The sequence below is a fragment of the Ramlibacter sp. JJN2-2R genome, from assembly GCF_057747835.1.
Genome location: NZ_CM173226.1, coordinates 3,585,937 through 3,601,538, shown reverse-complemented (window position 1 = coordinate 3,601,538; position 15,602 = coordinate 3,585,937). Strand labels below are relative to the sequence as shown.

Genomic DNA, 15,602 nt, shown 5'->3' with positions numbered 1-15,602 from the left:
CCGTTGCGCGAAATCAGCGGCCCCGCCGCACCCGCAGCAACTCGTCCAGGATGAGCCCGATGGCCCCCACGGTGATCGCGCTGTCCGCCACGTTGAAGGCCGGGAAGTACCAGCCGGCGTAGTGGAACTGCAGGAAGTCGACCACGTAGCCGTGCAGCAGGCGGTCGACCAGGTTGCCGACGGCGCCGCCCAGGATGCAGGCGAGCGAGAAGCAGAACAGGCGCTGCCCGGCATGGCTGCGCAGCAGCCACAGGATGAACACGACGGCGGCGACGGCGATGCCGGTGAACAGCCAGCGCTGCCAGCCGGACGCCGCGGCGAGGAACGAGAACGCGGCGCCGGTGTTGTGGGCCCGCACGACGTTGAAGAAGCTGGTGACGTAGGTCGAATCGCCGAGCTTGTAGTAGCCCAGGATCAGCACCTTGGTGAACTGGTCGGCGATCAGCAGGATCAGGGCCAGGCCCAGCCAGGGCAGCAGCCCGGCCGAGACGACGCCTGCCTTGGCGGTGGCGGCGCGGGCCATCAGGCGTGCACCCGGCCTTCGCCGGCTCCGAACAGGTTGCTGACGCAGCGGCCGCAGATCTGCGGATGCTGCGGGTCGCTGCCGACGTCGGCGCGCCAGTGCCAGCAGCGCTCGCACTTGGTGTCGGGCGAGGCCGAGGCCTGCACGGCAAGCGTGTCGCCCGCCTCGAGCCGCACCGCGGAAGCGATGAAGACGAACTTCAGGTCGTCCCCGAGCGCGGACAGTAGCGCCAGGTCGGCGGCCGGCGCCGTGATCACCAGGTTGGCCTGCAGCGACGAGCCCACCTGGCCTTCGGTGCGGATCGCCTCGATCTCCTTGTTGGCCAGGTCGCGGATCTCGCGGATGCGGCTCCAGCGCGCCAGCAGCGCCTCGTCCGGCGCGCCGATCTCGGCGTACTCCTCGAGGAAGATCGACTCGGACGTGCCGAACACCTGCCAGGCTTCCTCGGCGGTGAAGCTGAGGAACGGCGCCATCCAGCGCAGCATCGCGTGGGTGATGTTCCACAGCGCCGTCTGCGCGCTGCGGCGCGCGTGCGACTTCGGCGCCGTGGTGTACAGCCGGTCCTTCAGGATGTCGAGGTAGAAGGCCCCCAGGTCCTCGGAGCAGTAGACCTGCAGCTTGGCGACCACGGGGTGGAACTCGTAGACCTCGTAGTGCGCCAGCACCTCGGCCTGGAACTGCGCCGCGCGGCTCATGGCGTAGCGGTCGATCTCCAGCATCTCGGCCAGCGGCACGGCGTCCCTGGCCGGGTCGAAGTCGCTCACGTTGGCCAGCAGGAAGCGCAGCGTGTTGCGGATGCGGCGGTAGGCGTCCACCACCCGCGCCAGGATCTTGTCGTCGCCCGCGATGTCGCCTGAGTAGTCCGATGCGGCCACCCACAGCCGGATGATCTCGGCGCCCAGCTTCTTCCACGTCTCCTGCGGATCGACCCCGTTGCCGAGCGACTTGCTCATCTTGCGGCCCTGGCTGTCCACCGTGAAGCCGTGCGTGAGCAGCCCGCGGTAGGGCGCGCGCCCGTACATCGCGCAGGCGGTGAGCAGCGACGAATGGAACCAGCCGCGGTGCTGGTCGTGGCCTTCCAGGTACAGGTCGGCCTCGGGGCCGTCCTCGTGCGCGCTGCCCGCATGCGAGCCCTTGAGCACCGTGGTGTGCGTGGTGCCGGAGTCGAACCACACCTCCAGGATGTCGGCGCTCTTGGCGTACTGCGGCGCGTCCGCGGCGGCGCCGACGCGGCCCAGGATCTCCTCGGGCGTGGCCTTGCTCCAGGCCTCGATGCCGCCGGCCTGCACCATGTCGGCGGCGACGTCCAGGATCTCCATCGTCTTCGGATGCAGCTCGTGCGTGTCCCTGTGCAGGAAGAAGGGCAGCGGCACGCCCCAGCTGCGCTGGCGCGAGATGCACCAGTCGGGGCGCCCGGCGATCATGTCGCGCAGGCGGGCCTTGCCGTTCTCGGGGAAGAAGCTGGTCTCCTCGATGGCGGCCAGCGCCATCTGGCGCAGCGTGGCGGGGGCCTTGTCGCGGGTGAAGACGCCCTCGCCCTCGTCCATGCGGATGAACCACTGCGCGGCGGCGCGGTAGATCACCGGCGTCTTGTGGCGCCAGCAGTGCGGGTAGCTGTGCGTGATGCCGTGGGTGGCGAACAGGCGGCCGGCCTTCTCCAGCGCCTCCAGGATGTGCGGCACCGCCTTCCAGATGTTCTCGCCGCCGAACAGGGCGAAGTCCGGCGCGTAGCTGCCGTTGCCCTGCACCGGGTTGAGGATGTCGTCGTACTTCAGGCCGTGCGCGATGCAGCTGTTGAAGTCGTCCAGGCCATAAGCGGGCGAGGAGTGGACGATGCCGGTGCCGTCCTCCGCCGTCGCGTACTCGGCCAGGTAGACGGGCGACAGGCGCCGGTAGGCCTCGTGCACCTCGTAAAGGGGATGGCGGAACTGCAGCAGGCCCAGCTTCTCGCCCTTGACGGTGGCCAGCACCGTGCCGCCCTGAAGGTGGAAGCGCTCCAGGCACTTGTCGACCAGCACCGAGGCCAGCACCAGCAGGCCGCGCGAGGTGTCCACGAGCGAGTAGTCCAGCTCGGGGTTCAGGTTCAGCGCCTGGTTGGCCGGGATGGTCCACGCGGTGGTGGTCCAGATCACCGCGAAGACGTCCTTGCCCGCCGGCAGCTGCGGCAGGCCGAAAGCGGCGCCCACGGCCTTCGGGTCGTCCGCCAGGAACCCCACGTCCAGCGTCTGCGACTTCTTGTCGGCGTACTCGATCTCGAACTCGGCCAGCGACGAGCCGCAGTCGAAGCACCAGTACACCGGCTTGAGGCCCCGGTAGACGAAGCCGCGCTCGATCACCCGCTTGAAGGCGCGGATCTCGTCGGCTTCGTTGCTGAAGTCCATCGTGCGGTAAGGATGGTCCCAGTCGCCCAGCACGCCCAGCCGCTTGAAGTCGCCCATCTGCAGCGCGATCTGCTCGGTGGCGAAGGCGCGGCTCTTGGCCTGCATCTCGTCGCGCGGCAGGTTGCGGCCGTACTTCTTCTCGATCGCGTTCTCGATCGGCAGGCCGTGGCAGTCCCAGCCCGGGACGTACGCGGCGTCCAGCCCCTTGAGCTGGCGCGACTTGACGATCATGTCCTTCAGGACCTTGTTGACCGCGTGCCCCATGTGGATCTGGCCATTGGCATAGGGCGGCCCGTCGTGCAGCACGAACTTCTGGCGGCCGCAGCGCGCCTCGCGCAGGCGCTTGTACAGGCCCTGGTCCTCCCAGGCCTTCACCCACCCGGGCTCGCGCCGGGGCAGGTCGCCACGCATCGGGAACGGCGTGTCGGGCAGGTTGAGGGTGGCGCGGTAATCGGTTTTCTGGTCGGACATCGGGGCCTCGCAAGGCTGGGACAAGCTCAGCCCGGGCGGGCCGCTAGGGGGCGGAGTGCGCAAGGACCGCCCGCCCTGAGCTTGCCTTCGGGCGGCGAGCGGTGCGGGCGCCCCCTAAATTCGGTCGCGGGTGGTCTGGCGGCGGGTGGAAGCGAAGAACGCACGGGCCTCGTCGCAATCGCGCGCGATGCCGGCCCGCAGCGCATCCAGGCCGTCGTACTTCAGCTCGTCGTGCAGTTTGTGCAGCAGGTCCACCTGGATGATTTTACCGTAGCCCCCCTCGCGGCCCAGCCGTGCCGGCCAGTCCAGGCAATGCGTCTCCAGCAGCACGCGGCCGCCGTTGACGTCCTGCGGATCGAGGGAGGGGCGGATGCCCAGGTTGGCCACGCCGGGCAGCGGCGCGTCGCCCAGGCCGTGGACCTCGACGACGAAGATGCCGCTGGCGGCCGGTTTCCAGTGCGAAAAGCGCAGGTTCAGGGTCGGGAAGCCCAGGTCGCGGCCGAGCTTGCGGCCGTGCACGACGTGCCCGCTGATGCCGTAGTGGCGGCCCAGCAGGTCGGCGGTGGCGCCCATGTCGCCGCGGGCCAGCGCGTCGCGCACGGCCGAACTGGACACGCGCAGGTTGCGCACCTCGTAGCTGTTCATGCGCGCGACGTCGAAGCCGCGGGCCTGGCCGGCCGCGTCGAGCATGGCGTAGTCGCCGGCGCGGCGGGCGCCGAAGCGGAAGTCGTCGCCCACCAGCACGTACCTGGCGCCCAGCCCGCGCACCAGCACTTCGTCGATGAAGGCTTCGGGAACCTGGCTCGACAAACGCGCATCGAACGGAAGCACGACGCATTGCCCGACGCCGCAGGCAGCCAGCTCGGTGAGCTTGTCGCGCAGGGTGGCGATGCGCGCGGGCGCCAGTTCGGGCCGGCGCGCCACGCGGGCGAAGTAGTCGCGCGGATGCGGCTCGAAGGTGAGCACGCAGCTGGGAACGTTCCGGTGGCGCGCCTCGCTGTTCAGCAGCGCCAGCATCGCCTGGTGCCCCCGGTGCACGCCGTCGAAGTTGCCGATGGTCACCGCGCACGCCTTGGCGATGCCGGGGTGGTGGAAGCCGCGGAAGATCTGCATGGGCCGTGGGACCGGTCGGTATCGTTTTGATAGCGCGCCGCGCTGGCGCCGCCAAGCGCGTGCGGGCGAAATTGGCACGTGAATCAGGGTATATTGTGCTTGCTGTTCCGTTCCGTGTTGGCCCGCCGTCGATGAAGGAGCGTTCGTTGAAGGTCTTGAAGCTGTCGGCCCAGGGGCTGCCCCAGTCGTGGATCTCGCTGGAGCAGGCCGTCCTGCACTACGCCGCCGATGAGGTGCGCTGGGAAGTGGGCGCGCAGGTCGCCGTGTTCCGCGGCGGCCACAACGCGGTCACCGGCGAGCAGTCGGTCATCACCATCAGCAGCATCATCGGCACGAAGGGCGTGCCCAACATCAATCCCTTCGACCTCAAGCCGGGCCTCACCAACGCCAAGCTGTTCGCCCGCGACCGCAACGTCTGCGCGTACTGCGGCTGCGTGCATCGCGACGAGGAACTCACGCGCGAGCACATCATCCCGTTCGCCCAGAGCGGCCGCGACCACTGGATGAACGTGGTCACGGCCTGCCGCGCCTGCAACCACCGCAAGAGCAACCGCACGCCGGAGCAGGCGAACATGCCGCTGCTGTACACGCCCTACGTGCCCAGCCTGTGGGAGGACTTCATCCTGCGCAACCGCCGCATCCTGGCGGACCAGATGGAGTTCCTGATGGCGCACCTGCCCAAGACGAGCCGGCTGCACGCCTAGCGCCGCCCGGCCGGCTCAGTGCCGCCGGCCGAGGTCCAGCGACCCCTGTCGCGCCTCGATCGCGAACAGCTCCGCCAGCAGGCGGCCCAGCACCTGCTGCTGTGGCGACGTCGCGCGCGGCTGATGCAGCAGCGCCGCGGCATACGACTCCAGCCCCTGCACCGGACCGGCGAACAGCAGCCGCCGCACCGCGCCGGCCAGCGCCTGCGTGTCCCGGGCGCCGATGCGGCCGATCGTGCTGTCGTCGTGGCTGGCGAGCCTGGGCGTGGCGAGGAACGGAACCAGCGCCACGCCCTGCAGTTGCTTCCGGCGCAGCGCCTCGCCCACCAGCAGGTCCACGGGTTGCGCGGGTCCGTGCGCCAGCGCCTCGCGCAGCAGCGCCAGCAGGCGTGGGCGGCCGCGCGGCGTGACCACGTACGCCTGCAGGCCCCAGCGGTAGATCGCGGCCGCGTCGACCAGGTCGACCCCGGTGATGCGCCGCGGCGCGTCCGGGGCCAGCATCGCGGCGGGCTCGGACAGGCGCCGCTCGACGCAGGCCCAGAGTTGCGCCAGGACGTGCGAGCCGCAGTCGGGCTGGCAATCGAGCAGCAGCAGGTCGTGCGACGCCAGCGCGGCCAACTGCGGCGCCTGCACCAGCGCGGCCAGGTCGGGGCTGAGCTCGACGTCGTCCTCGAACACGAAACGGAAGTCGTCCTCGCCGCCCGCCTCGAGCGCGCGCAGGTGCGAAACGAAGCAGCCGTGCTCCGCCGGCGTGATGCGGCAGCCGGCCGGCACGGGCGCGGCCGCGCCGTCGGTCGCGGCCAGGCGCGTCACCCAGCCCAGTCCCGCCTGGTGCAACTGCGCCTGCATCGCCGTGCGGCGCTCGCCGCTGCGGTCCAGGTTGATGAACACGCCCGAGCGGCCCATGCCGCCCGCTCAATAGTGCAGTTCGAGCACGCTGACGTGGCCCTGCGCGAGCGGCCAGGTGCGGCCGACCACGCGCTCGCCGTTGAATTCCGCCACGATGGTGCGCGCCGGACCCGCGGGCTTCACGCGCGAGGCCGACACGCCGGCGCCGGGCACCGCGCCGGGGGGCGGCGTCTGGCCGTCGAAGGCCATCCGGTCGCGGCCCGGGTCGAAGTAGCCGCGCGGGCGGCTCATGATCGCCAGCGCGGGTGCGTCGCGGTCCGCATCGGCGATCCGCTCGGGCCGCATGTTGACGATCGTGCTCGAACGCGGGAGCGGGCTGCGGTAGATGTGCGTGGTCGCATAGCCGGGAGCGGCGAGAACGAACTCGTAGCGTGCCTCGCGGTCGGCGGTGAACGGCCCCCAGGCGCCGTCGGCGCCGATCACCTGGCCGTGCACCGGGCCGCCGCGCCGCTCGCCGGTGGCCGGGTCGAGGGCGAAGACCTCCAGGCGGGCGCCGGGCAGGGGCAGGTTGTTGGCGTAGCTGCCGGAGGCCGGATCGGTGGACGACAGTCCCAGTCCGCTGACCTTGCCGGCCAGGACGACGCGCTGCTCGGGCACGACCTCGAGCGTGGCGGGCGCCCGGCCGGTGAGGAAGCGGTGCATGGCGTCGAACGCCGCCGGCGAGAACCCCGTCTCGCGGTGGTCGATGCGCGGGATCACCACGTTGGTGGCGCCCCGCAGCTCCGGGCCCGCGAACGTCACGTGGGTCGGCTGGCCGCGCCGCCCGATCCACAGCCCGTCGGGCTGCGCGAACTTGTCGTTGCGGTCCGAGCGGATGGTCATCCACTTCACCGGGCCGGCCACCTCGTTGCCGGCGGCGTCCTTGGGCGCGTTGAGGGCGGTGAGGAACGGGCCGGTCCCGTTGAACTCGCTGCCGGGCAGGTAGGTGGGGTCCGACCAGACACCGTGGTTGGGCGTGCCGCCCAGGATGGCGTGGCTCACGACCGCGGCGCCGCCGCCGTTCTGGATGTAGTTGCGCACCGCGTAGCCGCCGCGCGAGTTGGCCACCAGCACGACCTGCCTGGCGCCGGTGCGCGCGAGCACCTTCTCGACTTCGCCCTTCAGGTAGGCCATGTGCTCGGCGCTCGACGTGCGGCCCGGCTGCGCCCTGGCGTCGTCCTCGCGGGCGAGCGGGTAGGGCACGTCGATGGCATGCAGGCGCTCGCGCGGCCAGCCGTTGGACTCGAACCGCCACACGGTCGACAGCCAGATCGAGGCGCTGTCGCCGTTGCCGTGGACGAAGACGATGGGGGGCAGGTCGGTCTGCTGCATGGAGGTGGTGGGCGAGGCGCAGGCGGCCAGCATGGCGGCGGCTGCCGTGGCGGCGAGCAGGTGGCGGCGGGTGGTCACGGGCGGTCTCCTTCGGGCGGCGGGCAAGAAAAATGCCCGCGGCAGGCGCGGGCATTGTGCAGGAGGCGGCGCGTCAGGCGAACACGCCCGCGGTGTCCTGCATCCGGGCCGACACCTCGCCCAGGTGGTGCATCGTGTCGCCGAAGGTCAGCTCCAGCTGCGTGAGCTTCTTGAAGTAGTGGCTGCCCACGTATTCGTCGGTCACGCCGATGCCCCCGTGCAGCTGCACCGAGTTCTGGCCGACGAACCGCATCGCCACGCCCAGCTGGTACTTGGCGCGGGCCAGGGCCCGGCGGCGCTCGGCGGCCGGCGCATTGAGCTTCAGGCTCGCGTAGTAGCTCATGGAGCGGGCGAGTTCCTGCTGCATCTTCATCTCGGCCATGCGGTGGCGCAGCGCCTGGAAGGTGGCGATCGGCACGCCGAACTGCTTGCGCGTGTTCATGTATTCCGCCGTCAGCGCCATCGTCCTGTCGATCACGCCCACGGCTTCGGCGCAGGTGGCGGCGATGCCGACGTCGACGGCGTGCTCCAGCGCGGCCAGGCCGTCCTGGGTCACCAGCGTGGCCGCCGCGCCCTTGAGCGTGACCTCGGCCGCGCGGCTGCCGTCCATGCAGGTGTAGCCGTTGGTGCCCACGCCCGGGGCGCCGCGCTCCACCAGGAACAGGGCCAGCTTGCCGTTCGCCTGCGCGGGAACGAGGAAGGCGTCGGCCTGGTCACCCGCGGGCACGATGCTCTTGGTGCCGGTGATGGCCCAGCCGCCACCCTGCTGCGCCGCCTGCGCCTCGCATGCGTCCAGGCGGTAGCGCGCCTTGCGCTCCTGGTACGCGAGCACGACCAGCGCTTCACCGCCCGCGATCCTGGGCAGCCACGCGGCCTTGACCGCGTCGGGCGCGTAGCCGTTGATCACGGCGCCGGCGATGAGTGCCTGCGCCAGCGGCTCCAGCACGATGCCGCGGCCCAGCTCCTCCATCACCACCATGCCCTCGACCGGGCCCATGCCCATGCCGCCCTGGTCCTCGGGGATGTACAGGCCCGCCAGGCCCAGGTCGGCCAGCTCGCCATAGGTCTTGCGGTCGAAGCCGCCGGCCCGCACCGCGGCGCGGCGGCGCTCGAACCCGTAGCTGCGGTCCACCCACTTGCGCACCGCGTCGCGCAGCTGTTCCTGGTCGTCGGAAAAATCGAAATCCATGTCTAACCTCCGTTCATCCTGAGCCTGTCGAAGGGCTCAGCCCAGGACCGTCTGGGCGACGATGTTGCGTTGCACTTCGTTCGAGCCACCGTAGATGGTGGTCTTGCGCAGGTTGAAGTAGGTGGCGGCCAGCGGCGCCAGGCCGAGGGCACCGCCGGGGAAGTCGCCCTGCCAGCCGGCTTCCATCGCCTCCAGGATGAACGGCACGCTGTACGGGCCGCCGGCCAGCATCATCAGTTCGCTGTAGCGCTGCTGGATCTCGCTGCCGCGGATCTTCAGCAGGCCGGCGATGTCCAGCGAGTTCTTGCCCGACTTCTCGGCCGACAGCACCCGCAGCACCAGCATCTCCAGCGCCACGATGTCCACCTCGAGCCTGGCGATCTCGTCGCGAAAGCGCAGGTCGTCGTACACGCTCTCGGCCTTGGCGATGCGCTTGAGGCGCTCGAGCTCGCGCTTGGCGCGGTTGACGTCGGCGATGTTGGTGCGCTCGTGCGACAGGAGGTGCTTGGCGTAGGTCCAGCCCTTGTTCTCCTCGCCGACCAGGTTCTCGGCCGGCACCTCGACGTTGTCGAAGAACACCTCGTTCACCTCGTGGCCGCCATCGAGCATGATGATCGGGCGCACGGTGATGCCGGGCGACTTCATGTCGATCAGCAGGAACGAGATGCCGGTCTGCGGCTTGCCCTCGGTGCTGGTGCGCACCAGGCAGAAGATCCACTCGCCGTACTGGCCCAGCGTGGTCCAGGTCTTCTGGCCGTTGACGATGTACTTGTCGCCCCGGCGCTCGGCCCGGGTCTTGAGCGAGGCGAGGTCCGAGCCCGAGCCCGGCTCGCTGTAGCCCTGGCTCCACCAGACCTCGCCGCTGGCGATGCCGGGCAGGAAGCGCTTGTGCTGCTCCGCGTTGCCGAACGCCATGATCACCGGCGCCACCATCACCGGGCCGAAGGGCACGATGCGCGGCGCGCCGGCCAGGGCGCATTCCTCCTCGAACAGGTGCTTCTGCACCGCGTTCCAGCCCGGGCCGCCGAATTCCCGGGGCCAGCCATAGCCGAGCCAGCCCTTCTTGCCCAGGATCCTGGCCCAGCGCTGCATGTCCTCGCGCGTGAGGTGCAGGCTGTTGTGGACCTTGTGCGCGATGTCCTGGGGCAGGTTCTCGCGCACCCAGGCGCGGATGTCTTCGCGGAACTTCTGTTCCTCGGGCGTGAAGGCCAAATCCATGACGTTGTCTCCGGTCGGTCTGCGGCAGCCGATGTTCTAGCACGCCCGTGCTAATCGCCCTGTCCGAGGCGTGACAAAGCGAGTCGCTGCTCCAGGGACTGGAGCGCGGCGCGCAGGTCGGCGACCTCGCCTTCGAGCGCGTCCACGCGGCTGCGCAGGTCGCCCTCGGCCGCCGCCGCCGGCGCGGCCTGGGCAGGATGGGCGGCCTGGGCGGCGGGCGCCGCCTCCACCGGCCCGCACAGGAGATGCGCCCAGCGCTGCTCGCGCGCGCCGGCCGCACGCGGCAGTCGGGCCACCAGCGGCCCGCCCTTGGCCTGCGCGCGTTCCTCCAGTTCGGCCAGGAAGGCCTCGACCGACGAGATGTCGGCGAACCGGTGCCAGCGCTCGGCGTTGATGCGCAGCTCGCCGGCCGTCTGCGGCCCGCGCAGCAGGAGCAGGCCGATCAGGGCCGCCGACTGGTCCGGGATGCCGAGCGCCCGCTGCACGTTGTGCTCCCAGCGCGGCACGCGGCTGCCGCTGGTCTCGAACACCAGCGCCAGCCGCTTGAGCTCGTCGAGCGCTTCCTGTGCCTGGGTGTCCGTGACCTCCATCACGGGGTCGCGGCTGCTCTTCTGGTTGCAGCCGCCCACCAGCGCATTGAGCGAGAGCGGGTAGCTGTCGGGCACCGTGCGGGCCTTTTCCATCAGCGTGCCGAGCACGCGGGCTTCGATCGGGGTCAGGGAACGCATGAGCGGGATGGGACAATCGGTGTCTGCATGAAGAAGATCGTGATTCTCATCTCCGGCGGCGGCTCCAACATGGCGGCCATCGTGCGCGCGGCGCGCCAGCGCGACTGGGCGGGCCGGCTCGGCGCGGAAGTCGCCGCCGTGCTGAGCAACCGCGCCGACGCCGGCGGGCTGGCCTTCGCGCGCGAGCACGGCATCGCCACCGCGGTGGTCGACCACCGCGCATTCGACAGCCGCGAGGCGTTCGACGCCGAGCTGGCGGCCGAGATCGACCGTCACGCGCCCGCCCTGGTGGTGCTGGCCGGCTTCATGCGCATCCTCACGCCCGGCTTCGTCGAGCGCTACGCCGGCCGGCTGGTCAACATCCATCCGTCGCTGCTGCCGGCCTTTCCGGGCCTGCACACCCACCGCCGCGCCCTGGAGGCGGGCTGCCGCGTCGCCGGCGCGACCGTGCACCTGGTCACGGCCGAGCTGGACCACGGTCCCATCCTCGAGCAGGCGGCGGTGCCGGTGCTGCCCGGCGACACCGAGCAGTCGCTCGCCGCCCGCGTCCTGACGCAAGAACACCTGATCTACCCGCGCGCCGTCGAGGCGTTCCTTCGCGAGGCGCGCTGAACACCCATGCATCCCAAGGCCCTGCTCGATGCCTGCGCCGACCTGCTGCAGCAGGTCATGCGCTTCGACCACCCGGCGGACGCCGTGGTGTCGCGCTATTTCCGCGAGCACCGCTCGCTTGGCCCGCGCGAGCGGGCCACGCTGGCCGAGACGGTCTACACGGTGCTGCGCAAGAAACTGCTGTTCGACCACCTCGCGCCCTCGGGCAGCGGCCCCAAGCACCGCCGGCTGGCGATCCTGGGCTTCCATGGCCCGCGCGATTTCCTCAAGAGCGCGCTGGACGAGCAGGAGCGGCGCTGGCTCGACCAATGCGACGCGATCGATCGGCAGGACCTGCTGGAGCGCCACCGCCACAACCTGCCCGAGTGGCTGGTGCAGCCGCTCAAGGAGCAGCTCGGTGACGAATTCTGGGCCCTGGCGCAGAGCCTCAACCAGCCGGCCCCGCTCGACCTGCGGGTCAACGCCCTGACCGACAAGCGGGAGGACGTTCGCAAGGAGCTCCAGCTCGCCGGCATCGCCTCGGTCCCGACGCCGTATTCGCCCTGGGGCCTGCGCCTGGCCGACAAGCCGCCGCTCACCAGGCTGGACGCGTTCGCGCGCGGCGCCATCGAGGTCCAGGACGAGGGCTCGCAGCTGCTCGCGCTGCTGCTGGAGGCGCGGCGCGGCGAGATGGTGGTCGACTTCTGTGCCGGCGCCGGCGGCAAGACGCTGGCCATCGGCGCGGCCATGCGCAACACCGGCCGGCTGTACGCCTTCGACACCTCGGCCCACCGGCTCGACGCGCTCAAGCCCCGGCTGGCGCGCAGCAAGCTCAGCAACGTGCATCCGGCGGCCATCGCCCACGAGCGCGACGAGCGCATCAAGCGGCTGGCCGGCAAGATCGACCGCGTCATCGTCGACGCCCCGTGCACCGGCCTGGGCACGCTGCGGCGCAACCCCGACCTCAAGTGGCGCCAGTCGCCGCAGGGCGTGGAGGAGATGGCCGCCAAGCAGGCCGCCATCCTGCGCAGCGCGGCGCGGCTGCTCAAGCCCGGCGGGCGGCTGGTCTATGCCACCTGCAGCGTGCTGCCGGCCGAGAACGAGGCGATCGCGCAGGCCTTCAGCGCGGAGTCCCCGGACTTCGAGGTGCTGCCGGTGGGGGAGATCCTGGACGGGCTCAAGCTGGGCAGTTCGGGCCTGACCAGCGGCGGTGCCGACGGCCGCGCCTACCTGCGGCTGTGGCCGCACCGGCACCAGACCGATGGCTTCTTTGCTGCCGCGTGGCGGAAACGTTGACAAACCGGCCCCGAATCGGGCCGGCCGGCGGAATTCATGCTTGCGGGGGAACCCCCGGCCCTAAAATGGATCGGATGGGTTGAGGCGCCGCTTCCGGTGCCGCCGTCCCCCCAAAATCCAAGAGAGACACCCGAACGTATGTTGCTTCCCGACTGGGCCGTGCTGAACGCGGCGATCGACTGGCTGGCCAACGGCCTGTGGCACCTGTTCTGGTGGCAGATCGTGCTGTACACGCTGGCGACCACCCACGTCACGATCGCCGCGGTCACGATCTTCCTGCACCGCACCCAGGCGCACCGCGCCATGGACCTGGGCCCGATCCCGTCGCATTTCTTCCGCTTCTGGCTGTGGCTGGGCACGGGCATGGTGACCAAGGAATGGGTCGCCATCCACCGCAAGCACCACGCCAAGTGCGAGACGCCCGAGGATCCGCACAGCCCGCAGACGCGCGGCATCGACACCGTGCTGTGGCGCGGCGCCGAGCTCTATCGCGCCGAGGCGAAGAACCAGGAGACCATGGCCAAGTTCGGCCACGGCACGCCCGACGACTGGATCGAGCGCAACCTGTACACCCGTTACAGCTGGCAGGGCGTGGGCCTGATGCTGCTGCTGGACCTGGCCCTGTTCGGCGCCATCGGCGCGGCCGTTTGGGCCGTGCAGATGCTGTGGATCCCGATCACGGCTGCCGGCGTCATCAACGGCATCGGTCACTACTGGGGCTACCGCAACTTCGAGGCGCCGGACGCCAGCACCAACATCTCGCCCTGGGGCGTGATCATCGGTGGCGAGGAACTGCACAACAACCACCACACGTACCCGACCGCGGCGAAGTTCTCGGTCAAGAAGTACGAGTTCGACATCGGCTGGATGTACATCTCGCTGATGCAGAAGATCGGCTGGGCCAAGGTCAAGAAGGTGCCGCCGAAGCTGCGCCTGGGCGCGGTCAAGCCGGTGGCCGACGAGAAGACGCTCGAGGCGCTCATCGCCCACCGCTACGAGGTGATGGCGGGCTACGCGCGCGAGATGCGCCGGGTCTGCAAGTCCGAGCTGGCGACGCTCAAGGCCAGGCAGGGCGACGTGTCGCCGCTGCAGGCTGCCAAGCGCTGGCTGCACCGCGACGACGACCGCGTGCCGGCCGGCGCCCGCGCCAAGCTGCAGCAGGCCCGCGCCGCCCACCCGGTGCTGGACCAGATGGTCACCATGCGCGAGGAGCTGCGCCAGATGTGGCTCAACACGTCGCACTCGCGCGAGCAGCTGGCCGCCGACCTGCAGGCCTGGTGCCACCGCGCCGAGGCCAGCGGCATCGACGCGCTGCAGCGCTTCTCGCTCAAGCTGCGGTCCGTCCACGCCTGACGGCCCGGGCGATCCAGCGAAAAAGGCCCCCGCGGGGGCCTTTTTTCATGCGCGGACCGACTCAGTCCTTCAGGTCCGCGGGCACCTTGCCGCCGTTGGCGGCCAGCTTGTTCATCACCTGCCTGTGCAGCCAGATGTTCATGCTGGCCGAGTCGTTCTTGTCGCCGCTGTAGTGCAGTTCGTCGGCGAGCGCCTTGCGCGCCTGCAGGCTGCTGTCCAGGTCGAGCAGCTTCATCAGGTCGACGATGGACGTGCGCCAGTTCAGCTTCTGCGGGTTCTTGCCGGCCATCTCGTTCAGCACGGCCTCGACGTCCACGGGCTGGGCGGCGGGTTGGGGCTGCGCGGTGGCCGAGGCGGGCGCTGCCTGGGTGGCTGCGGGCGCGGCCTGCGCGGTGGCGGACGGGGCAGCGCCGGCGGAAGCGGGCGTGCCGGCCGTGGCGACTTCCGCCTGCGGCTCCTCGCGACGGTGGAAGATGCGGCCGAAGATGTTGCCGAGGATGCTCATGCTGGGGTCTCCTGAGGATGTCGGGGGCATCCTCGGCGCGAGCTGGGCCGCGGCGTGTCGGAGAACGGCGCTTCTTCGGCGGGCGCTCAGCCGATGGTGCGCACCGTCATCTCCAGCTCGACGGAGGCATCCTTCGGCAGCTGGTAGACGCCCACCGAGGTGCGCGTGTGGGCCCCGGCCTCGCCGATCACGGTCTTGATCAACTTCGACGCGGCATCGGCCACTTCGCTTTGCTGCGTGAAGTCGGCCGCCGACTGCACGTAGACGCCCACGCGCAGCACGCGGGCGATGCGGTCCAGGCCGCCCAGCTGCGCCGCCAGCAGCAGCAGCGCCCGCACGGCGCAGATGCGGGCGGCCTGCTGGGCGTCCTGCAAGCTCACCGCCTCGCCGACGCGGCCGGTGACCACCACCGACTGTCCCACGCGTGGCACCTGGCCGCTGACGTACGCGACGTCGCCGTCGTGCACCACCGGCACGTAGTCGCCGCCCGCGAGGATCGGGCCCTCGAAGCCGTGGCCCAGTTCGGCGATGCAGGCGTCGAGGCGTTGCTGGCGGGTGGTCATGGTGTCCTTCACGGTGGGGGAGGGCGCAAGGATGCCATGGCCCAAGAGAAAAGCCCCGCAGTGCGGGGCTTCCTGGGTCCCCGCCTGCGCGGGGACACACTGAAATCGCGGCAGTGCCGCTTTACTTCAGTTTGGTCTCTTTGTACTCGACGTGCTTGCGCGCCTTCGGGTCGAACTTCATGATCGACATCTTCTCGGGCATCGTCTTCTTGTTCTTGCTCGTGGTGTAGAAGTGGCCGGTGCCCGCGGTGGACTCCAGCTTGATCTTCTCGCGGCCGCCTTTGCTTGCCATGGTGCTGCTCCTTCGCGGGGGGTTAAGCCTGGCCGCGGGCGCGCAGGTCCGCCAGCACGGTCTCGATGCCGTTCTTGTCGATCAGACGCAGGCCGGCGTTGGAGATGCGCAGGCGCACCCAGCGGTTCTCGCTCTCGACCCAGAAACGGCGGTATTGCAGGTTCACTTCGAACCGGCGCTTGGTCTTGTTGTTGGCGTGGGAGACGTTGTTCCCCACCATCGGGCCCTTGCCCGTCACTTCACAGACGCGTGCCATGGAGCACTCCAGTCAATCGATACGGCGGTCACTGTCGGCCGGCCGGCTTGCGCCGAGGGCCTCGCGAACTCGCCTCACCTCGCCAAGTCGGGTGGCGGTAACCCATGTGCCGTCGCGGTGT

Annotated in this window: 16 protein-coding genes; 4 read left to right on the top strand and 12 right to left on the bottom strand. The window is 70.4% G+C overall.

Features of this window, described 5'->3' with window-relative positions:
* Positions 1-13 precede the first annotated feature (13 nt).
* The 3 genes from lspA to AC3ANR_RS17440 all read right to left on the bottom strand — a co-directional run bounded on the left by lspA (position 14) and on the right by AC3ANR_RS17440 (position 4,488).
* Entirely contained in the window at positions 14-523 is a 510-nt protein-coding gene (lspA, locus tag AC3ANR_RS17450) for a signal peptidase II (RefSeq protein WP_488289373.1), read from the bottom strand.
* The gene (gene ileS, locus AC3ANR_RS17445; RefSeq protein ID WP_488289372.1) at positions 523-3,375 is read right to left on the bottom strand and encodes an isoleucine--tRNA ligase; all 2,853 of its coding nucleotides are present in this window, start codon (positions 3,373-3,375) and stop codon (positions 523-525) included. Before ileS ends, lspA begins: the two co-directional genes overlap by 1 nt.
* 114 nt (positions 3,376-3,489) lie before the next feature.
* Entirely contained in the window at positions 3,490-4,488 is a 999-nt protein-coding gene (locus AC3ANR_RS17440; protein ID WP_488289371.1) for a bifunctional riboflavin kinase/FAD synthetase, read from the bottom strand.
* 146 nt (positions 4,489-4,634) lie between these two features.
* On the opposite strand from AC3ANR_RS17440, the gene AC3ANR_RS17435 reads away from it, so the two are divergent.
* A complete protein-coding gene (locus AC3ANR_RS17435; RefSeq protein ID WP_488289370.1) occupies positions 4,635-5,192 on the top strand; it encodes an HNH endonuclease in 558 nt (185 codons plus the stop codon).
* Positions 5,193-5,207: 15 nt separating this feature from the next.
* On the opposite strand, the gene AC3ANR_RS17430 is transcribed toward AC3ANR_RS17435, so the two are convergent.
* The 5 genes from AC3ANR_RS17430 to AC3ANR_RS17410 all read right to left on the bottom strand — a co-directional run bounded on the left by AC3ANR_RS17430 (position 5,208) and on the right by AC3ANR_RS17410 (position 10,625).
* Positions 5,208-6,098, bottom strand: a complete 891-nt coding sequence (locus AC3ANR_RS17430; RefSeq protein ID WP_488289369.1) for a glycosyltransferase family 25 protein — start codon at positions 6,096-6,098, stop codon at positions 5,208-5,210.
* 9 nt (positions 6,099-6,107) lie between these two features.
* Complete coding sequence (locus tag AC3ANR_RS17425; RefSeq protein ID WP_488289368.1) at positions 6,108-7,490, bottom strand: twin-arginine translocation pathway signal; 1,383 nt, start codon at positions 7,488-7,490, stop codon at positions 6,108-6,110.
* A gap of 73 nt (positions 7,491-7,563) precedes the next feature.
* Positions 7,564-8,679: an acyl-CoA dehydrogenase family protein gene (locus AC3ANR_RS17420; protein ID WP_488289367.1), complete on the bottom strand. Its 1,116-nt coding sequence runs from the start codon at positions 8,677-8,679 to the stop codon at positions 7,564-7,566.
* A 36-nt stretch (positions 8,680-8,715) separates the two neighbouring features.
* Positions 8,716-9,897, bottom strand: coding sequence for an acyl-CoA dehydrogenase family protein (locus AC3ANR_RS17415; protein ID WP_488289366.1), 1,182 nt, complete (start codon positions 9,895-9,897; stop codon positions 8,716-8,718).
* Positions 9,898-9,947: 50 nt separating this feature from the next.
* Positions 9,948-10,625, bottom strand: a complete 678-nt coding sequence (locus AC3ANR_RS17410; RefSeq protein ID WP_488289365.1) for a YceH family protein — start codon at positions 10,623-10,625, stop codon at positions 9,948-9,950.
* Positions 10,626-10,652: 27 nt separating this feature from the next.
* Here AC3ANR_RS17410 and purN point away from each other — a divergent pair, with 27 nt between their 5' ends.
* The 3 genes from purN to AC3ANR_RS17395 all read left to right on the top strand — a co-directional run bounded on the left by purN (position 10,653) and on the right by AC3ANR_RS17395 (position 13,865).
* Positions 10,653-11,237, top strand: a complete 585-nt coding sequence (gene purN / locus AC3ANR_RS17405; protein ID WP_488289364.1) for a phosphoribosylglycinamide formyltransferase — start codon at positions 10,653-10,655, stop codon at positions 11,235-11,237.
* A 6-nt stretch (positions 11,238-11,243) separates the two neighbouring features.
* Complete coding sequence (locus AC3ANR_RS17400; RefSeq protein ID WP_488289363.1) at positions 11,244-12,512, top strand: RsmB/NOP family class I SAM-dependent RNA methyltransferase; 1,269 nt, start codon at positions 11,244-11,246, stop codon at positions 12,510-12,512.
* Between the two features lie 138 nt (positions 12,513-12,650).
* Positions 12,651-13,865: a DesA family fatty acid desaturase gene (locus AC3ANR_RS17395; RefSeq protein WP_488289362.1), complete on the top strand. Its 1,215-nt coding sequence runs from the start codon at positions 12,651-12,653 to the stop codon at positions 13,863-13,865.
* A gap of 61 nt (positions 13,866-13,926) precedes the next feature.
* On the opposite strand, the gene AC3ANR_RS17390 is transcribed toward AC3ANR_RS17395, so the two are convergent.
* The 4 genes from AC3ANR_RS17390 to rpmB all read right to left on the bottom strand — a co-directional run bounded on the left by AC3ANR_RS17390 (position 13,927) and on the right by rpmB (position 15,481).
* Entirely contained in the window at positions 13,927-14,370 is a 444-nt protein-coding gene (locus tag AC3ANR_RS17390; RefSeq protein ID WP_488289361.1) for a DUF3597 domain-containing protein, read from the bottom strand.
* Between the two features lie 86 nt (positions 14,371-14,456).
* A complete protein-coding gene (locus tag AC3ANR_RS17385) occupies positions 14,457-14,933 on the bottom strand; it encodes a RidA family protein (protein ID WP_488289360.1) in 477 nt (158 codons plus the stop codon).
* Positions 14,934-15,054: 121 nt separating this feature from the next.
* Positions 15,055-15,225 (bottom strand): 50S ribosomal protein L33, encoded by a 171-nt coding sequence (gene rpmG, locus AC3ANR_RS17380; protein WP_055899695.1) that lies wholly within the window; start codon positions 15,223-15,225, stop codon positions 15,055-15,057.
* A gap of 22 nt (positions 15,226-15,247) precedes the next feature.
* A complete protein-coding gene (gene rpmB / locus AC3ANR_RS17375) occupies positions 15,248-15,481 on the bottom strand; it encodes a 50S ribosomal protein L28 (protein WP_458539643.1) in 234 nt (77 codons plus the stop codon).
* Positions 15,482-15,602: the final 121 nt, after the last annotated feature.